The sequence below is a fragment of the Campylobacter showae CC57C genome (assembly GCF_000344295.2).
GTDB classification, from domain to species: Bacteria; Campylobacterota; Campylobacteria; order Campylobacterales; family Campylobacteraceae; genus Campylobacter_A; species Campylobacter_A showae_B.
Genome location: NZ_AOTD01000126.1, coordinates 1 through 4,464 on the forward strand (window position 1 = coordinate 1; position 4,464 = coordinate 4,464).

The 4,464-nt window shown below is 45.2% G+C and carries 3 protein-coding genes and 2 pseudogenes; all 5 read right to left on the reverse strand.

All coding sequences use genetic code 11. The features are described 5' to 3' along the window. Positions 1 to 27 precede the first annotated feature (27 nt). Positions 28 to 492 (reverse strand): annotated as a pseudogene (locus tag H740_RS04855) (molybdopterin-dependent oxidoreductase); the annotation flags it as partial. 77 nt (positions 493 to 569) lie between these two features. Beyond that, the gene (locus tag H740_RS04860; protein ID WP_002948952.1) at positions 570 to 779 is read right to left on the reverse strand and encodes a twin-arginine translocation signal domain-containing protein; all 210 of its coding nucleotides are present in this window, start codon (positions 777 to 779) and stop codon (positions 570 to 572) included. A gap of 334 nt (positions 780 to 1,113) precedes the next feature. Continuing rightward, entirely contained in the window at positions 1,114 to 1,821 is a 708-nt protein-coding gene (locus H740_RS04865; protein WP_002951974.1) for a thioredoxin domain-containing protein, read from the reverse strand. A gap of 59 nt (positions 1,822 to 1,880) precedes the next feature. Continuing rightward, a complete protein-coding gene (gene selB, locus H740_RS04870; RefSeq protein WP_002951976.1) occupies positions 1,881 to 3,701 on the reverse strand; it encodes a selenocysteine-specific translation elongation factor in 1,821 nt (606 codons plus the stop codon). Further along, positions 3,698 to 4,464 (reverse strand): annotated as a pseudogene (locus H740_RS04875) (L-seryl-tRNA(Sec) selenium transferase); the annotation flags it as partial. The pseudogene H740_RS04875 and the gene selB, both read right to left, overlap by 4 nt.

Below are 4,464 nucleotides of genomic sequence, written 5' to 3' on the forward strand. Positions count from 1 at the left end.
CACACCGGCGACTGTTGCGCTATGTCAAATGCGTGCTACGTGATCGTTGCTGTTTGTGCCCCAAAACGCCGCAAATTTACGGAAATAGTAGCTCTGCTCGTTATTAAATTTAGCCGAACCCAAGAAAACTACGCTATCAGGACCGTCTTCTTTACGGATTTGTAGCATCTTATCGCCGATTTCGTTTACGGCTTGCTCCCAGCTGATGCGCTCCCATTTTCCGTTTACTTTTTTCATCGGAAATTTGATACGTTGTTTTGATTTCGTAAGGTCGATCTGATCGATTCCCTTAGAGCAGTGCGAACCCTGAGAGATCGGGTGATACATAGCCATATCTTGGCGTACCCATACTCCGTCTTTTACCTCGGCTTCGATGCCACAGCCCGCCGAACAAATAGAACAAATCGTTCTAACCTTTTTTGAACCTTCATAAGGATTTTTTATCTCCTCGTTGGTTGCCTTTCTAAACGTCTCGTTTTCGCCAAATGCCATCGTGCTACCGGCACCAAGAGCGGCAAGCTTCAAAAACGAGCGTCTTCCTATGCGTGAATCACTCATGGTTTTCTCCCTTAGTAAGCGATCTTATAGTAGTATTCCCACTCTTTGCTTTTTTTGTAAAGCACCTCTTTTTTGCTCGACTTGCCGACAACTACGCCGTTGTCGTCAGGAGCAAGCTCGTCGCTGGTCGGTTTTGCGATAGCTGCAGCGGCCAATACGGTTCCGCCTACCGCGCCGACCTTCAGAGATTTTTTGAGGAAATCTCGTCTTGATCCTTGCATGTTTTCTCCTTATTAATCTCAAATTTGAAATTTTTGAGACGTTTTTAGAAAGATATTGTTCAAATTTTGCATATTTCCTAGGCGTAGTGCGCCTTACAGGCGCGTATTTTAGGGCACTTGCATATTTTAAAATATCACTGTGCAAATTTAGCATATTTTGAGAATAAACGAAGTAAAAATATTAGATTAATTATGAAACTTAATAAATAGTTAAGGAAATCTAAAATTTAGCTTAAGTTTTAATACTACATATCAAGTTATAAAAGTATATTTTATGAAAATTTAGGGCTTTTGAGCTAAATTTATCAAATTTAGCTCAAATTTGCGTTAGAGATTATTTTTGTAGGTCGCTTAAATTTACTATGAAAGGTACGGAGCGAACGCCGGCGGCGGAGTATTTTTGTCTTAAATTATCCATCGCTTTTACGTCTGCGTCGCTAACGGCGCCGTCTGCAACCTTATAGTCGTCCGCAAAATATTTTCTTAAAATTTTGATCTTATCGCTATCGGTTTTTGCGCCTGCTGCGTCTTTATAGATCAAAAAGCTTTTTTGTAAAGACGAAACGTCGTGAACCGGAGTTAGGATTAGCTTTACGTTGCTTTCTTTTAGCGTCGCTTCGATCTTTTCAAGCTCTAGGCGGCAGTATGGGCACTCAGGATCGGAAAACATCACGATAGTCGGCTTTTTAGAGTCGTTTCCTAGAGTGATGATATTTTCTTTTTGCTCGTTTTTATAGACTTTTGAGATATTTTTCGCCGCTATTTCCTTTTTTATCTCTTGCAGGTAGGCTTTTTGTGCCTTTAGATCGATGATATCCGGGAAAAGCAGGTCGCCTTTAGTAAAGATAACCTCGTCTTGGCTGACTTGACCGTTGCTCAAATTTACCACGACCGCTTCGATGCCGTCGGCTATCGGTTTGCGCTCGGTTACATTTACTTTCACGCCCTCGCCGACCATCTGCGAATAAAAACCGACTACTTGCTCGTTTGACGCCGCAAACATCGCAGAGGCCACCATTAGCGACAAAACTATTTTTTTCATTTCATTCCTTTTTAAAAATTTGCGCGGATTATATTAGCTTTTTATAAATAGATAAAAAATCACGCTTTTAAAACTCTGTCCGTACCGTTTTTTACGATATTTGGATCCAGATCAAGCTGCTCTAGATATGCGATTACGTATTTTCGGCTCAGATTTAGCGCCTCTTTCGCGTTCGTTACGTTTCCGAATCCTTGCGCGGCGATGATGGCTTTTAGCTTTGCAAGCGCTTCGTTTAGGGCTTTTGACGTTACGAAAAGATTATGCGCGAGCCTCACCACGCGTCCGATGCCGGTTAGCTTTTTTAGCGCGTTATCGCCGCTAACGCGGTCGATCTCAAGCTCGTCGTAGATGTTATAGGGCGCCAAGGGAGCTAAATTTCCGCTTTGCAAAATCTCGTAAATTTTCTCCTCGAGCCTGATTTTTAGCTTGCTCATATCTACGCCCGTTTTGGTGTAGACGCCGTCGTTTTTAGCGATCATGCCCGCGCTTTCTAGCTCATCAAGCGCCTTTTGAGCGATGTTTTCGCTAGCCCACGAGAGCTTTAGGCTGATACTCGTAGCCGAAAATACCGCAAATTCGTTCTTTTCTATCATAAATTTGACCGCGCTTTTTATCCTATCGACCGCGCTTAGATCGTAGATGTTTAGCGCCTTTTCATCGACGAATACGTTTGGCGTTTGTTTGGCGATAGCAACGGCTTCCTCGTGATTTAGCCCGAAACGCTGATAGGCCGAGATGATACCAAAGCCGTTTTTATGCGTATCTTTTAGCATCGCAAATGCACTTACGAAGTCCTTTTTAACCAGCGCGTTTAAAAACGAAATTTTGCTTGATTTTTTCATCGGTTCGCTCACGGCGTTTAGCACCCTGCCGCCGCCTATGACGCGACCGTTTGCGATGAGCACGAACAGCTCGTCGAATTTCAAAAACATATCCCTTTCAAACTTAAACGTCGCAAATATCCCGCCCTCTTTTTCGCTAAGGACTAGCGCTTTTGCGGGCGCGGCCTTTGCACCGACGCAAAACGTTACGCTCTGCCCGTGCGTTAGCTCGCGAGCAAAAACGATCGCGTCTATCTCGCGAAATCCCCTAAAAAAGCCCTTTTTACTGAGCAATTGTCCTTTTTTTAGATCATTTAGCTCGATTCCCGTCAAATTTAGCGCCACGCGGCTGCTAACTCCGGCACGATCGACGAAGGTATCGTGGCTCTGCACGCTTCGCACCTGCACTTCTTTGCCCGCGTCATAGTTAAACAGCTTCTCGTTTTTCGTCACGCTGCCCTCTATCACGGTGCCCGTAACTACGTTTCCGATACCTTTTAGGCTAAAAACGCGGTCGATATAATACCTAAAAACGCCCTCTTGCTCGCGGTTAGCCGCTTTTAGCGTGAAAAGATAATTTCGCAGCTCGTCTATGCTTGCGCTATCTTTGATACTAACCGGGAAAATCTCTAAAATTTGCAGATTTTTGTAGTTTTGCGCGGCGGAGTAAATTTCGTTTTTTCGCTGTTCTATTAGCTCCGCGCTAGCTAGGTCGCACTTTGTTAGCGCGACGATGAGAGAGCGAACGCCAAGGATGTTTAAAACCTCCAAATGCTCCAAAGACTGCGGCATTAGCCCGTCGTTTGCCGCCACGACGAATAGGCACGCGTCAAATCCGTACGCGCCGCTGATCATCGTTTTGATCAAATTTTCATGCCCCGGCACGTCGATAAATGCGATATTTTCGCCGTTTTTGCTCAAATTTGAAAAGCTAAGATCGATCGTAATACCGCGCTTTTGCTCCTCCTCGAGTCTGTCGCCCTCAAAGCCGTTTAGTTCCTTTATCAGCGCCGTTTTTCCGTGGTCGATGTGCCCAGCCGTTCCTATGATTAAGCTCATTTTTCATCCGTTTCGTTGATTTTTTCTATCAAATTTTGCACGTCCGCGTCCAGCACGCTGCGAAGATCGAGTAGAAATTTACCCTCCTCAATGCGGCCGATCACGAGATTTTTCCTAAATTTAGCCTCGTTTTCGTTCGCGTTTCCTTTGACGGCTAGCGCGAGGCTAGGTATGCGTTTGTTTGGCATAGTGCCGCCGCCTACGAAGGTCATCGTGCGCACGATTTCAAGCGGAGTTTTTAGCTGCGAGTTTATGAAATTTGCCGTTTTTTCCAGCTCGTCCACGCTTTTATAGAGCTGTTTTACCGTCGTGATAAGCTCAAATTCGCGGTTCGCGTAGGCTTTGACGCTTTGGGCCAGTAGCGAGATGATCACCTTATCCACACGCAGCATTCTTAGCAGCTGATTTTTCTTTAGTTTTGCGATGAGCTCACGTTTACCTAGGATTATGCCGCACTGCACGGAGCCAAAGAGCTTGTCGCCGCTAAAGCTAACGAGCGAGGCCTCTTTTAGATTTTTTAGATTCGGCTCGTTGCGCTCTAGGCCGTAGGGTAGCTCGCCGTAAAATCCGCCGCCAAGATCAAAATAATCAATCAAATTTCGCTCCCTCGCCAGTGCGCTAAGATCCTGCATAGCCACGTCCTCGCTAAAGCCAACGATATCGAAATTTGACCTATGTACCTTTAAGATCAGCTTTGAGTTTTCGTTTACCGCGTCCTCGTAGTCGCGCAGGTTGGTTTTATTCGTCGTGCCCACTTCGCGCA

What these genes read in the sequence shown, in the direction of transcription:
- selB (WP_002951976.1), bottom strand. Translation starts at nt 3,701, where the DNA reads ATGAGCTTAATCATAGGAACGGCTGGGCACATCGACCACGGAAAAACG.
- H740_RS04865 (WP_002951974.1), bottom strand. Translation starts at nt 1,821, where the DNA reads ATGAAAAAAATAGTTTTGTCGCTAATGGTGGCCTCTGCGATGTTTGCG.
- H740_RS04860 (WP_002948952.1), bottom strand. Translation starts at nt 779, where the DNA reads ATGCAAGGATCAAGACGAGATTTCCTCAAAAAATCTCTGAAGGTCGGC.